The 1,190-nt window shown below is 67.2% G+C and carries 1 protein-coding gene; it reads right to left on the bottom strand.

Annotation, left to right across the window (positions count from 1 at the left end):
• A partial coding sequence (locus CAF92_RS26225) for an AMP-binding protein (RefSeq protein ID WP_143516239.1) occupies positions 1-1,190 on the bottom strand: 1,190 nt, incomplete at both ends.

Genomic DNA, 1,190 nt, shown 5'->3' with positions numbered 1-1,190 from the left:
TGCAACGAAATGATCGAATCGCCGCCCAGCTCGAAGAAGTTGTCGGTCAGGCCGACCTTCTCCAGCTTCAGCACATCCGCCCAGATCGCCGCAATCTGCTGTTCCAGATCGCTCTGCGGCGCGACGTACTCGCCCTGCAACTGGCTGGCATCCGGCTGCGGCAGGGCCTTGCGGTCCAGCTTGCCGTTCGGCGTCACCGGCAGCTTGCCGAGCAGCAGCAGGTGCGCCGGCACCATGTAGTCCGGCAAACCGGCCTTCAGCGCCTCGCGCAGGCTGTCGCGCAATGCACCTTCGTCTTGCGAGCTGTCGGCAGGCACCACATAGCCCACCAGCTGCTTGCCGCTTGGCCCGTCCTGGGCCAGCACCACGGCTTCCTGCACACTCGGCAGCTCCAATAGACGCGCCTCGATCTCGCCCAGTTCGATGCGCAGGCCGCGGATCTTCACTTGGTGGTCGATGCGCCCCGCGTAGTCGATCACGCCATCGGCGCGGTAGCGCGCCAGGTCGCCGGTGCGGTACAGGCGCCCGCCGTTGTCGCTGAACGGGTCCGGCACGAAGCGTTCGGCGGTCAGCGCCGGGCGTTGGTGGTAACCACGGGCCAGGCCCACGCCGCCGAGGTACAGCTCGCCGGCACTGCCGCGCACCGCCGGTTGCAGGCTGCCTTCGAGGATATGGGTCTTGAGGTTGTCGATCGGCTGGCCGATCGGCACGCTGATGCTTTCGTCCGGCTGGCAGGTCCAGTGGGTGACGTCGATCGCCGCTTCGGTCGGGCCGTACAGGTTGTACAGGCCCGCCGCCGGCAGGCGCTGCAGGGTCTGGCGGGCCAGCTCGGCCGGCAGTGCTTCACCGCTGCACACCACGCGCTTGAGGCTGACGCAGCTTTCTACCGCTTCGTGGGTCATGAACGCCTGCAGCATCGACGGCACGAAGTGCAGCGTGCTGATGCCGTAATGGTTGATGCATTCCACCAGCAGCTGCGGGTCGCGGTGCGCACCCGGCTGGGCCACCACCAGGCGCGCCCCGGTCATCAGCGGCCAGAAGAACTCCCACACCGACACGTCGAAGCTGAACGGGGTTTTCTGCAGCACGCTGTCGCTGGCATCCAGGCCGTAGGCTTTCTGCATCCAGCACAGCCGGTTGACCAGCGCCTGATGGCTGTTGCCAGCGCCCTTCGGGCGACCGGTGGAGCC

The sequence above is a fragment of the Pseudomonas sp. B10(2017) genome, assembly GCF_002113295.1.
Taxonomy (GTDB): domain Bacteria; phylum Pseudomonadota; class Gammaproteobacteria; order Pseudomonadales; family Pseudomonadaceae; genus Aquipseudomonas; species Aquipseudomonas pudica.
Note: the sequence above shows the minus strand (reverse complement) of the source record. Positions and strands in the feature narration are given on the sequence as shown.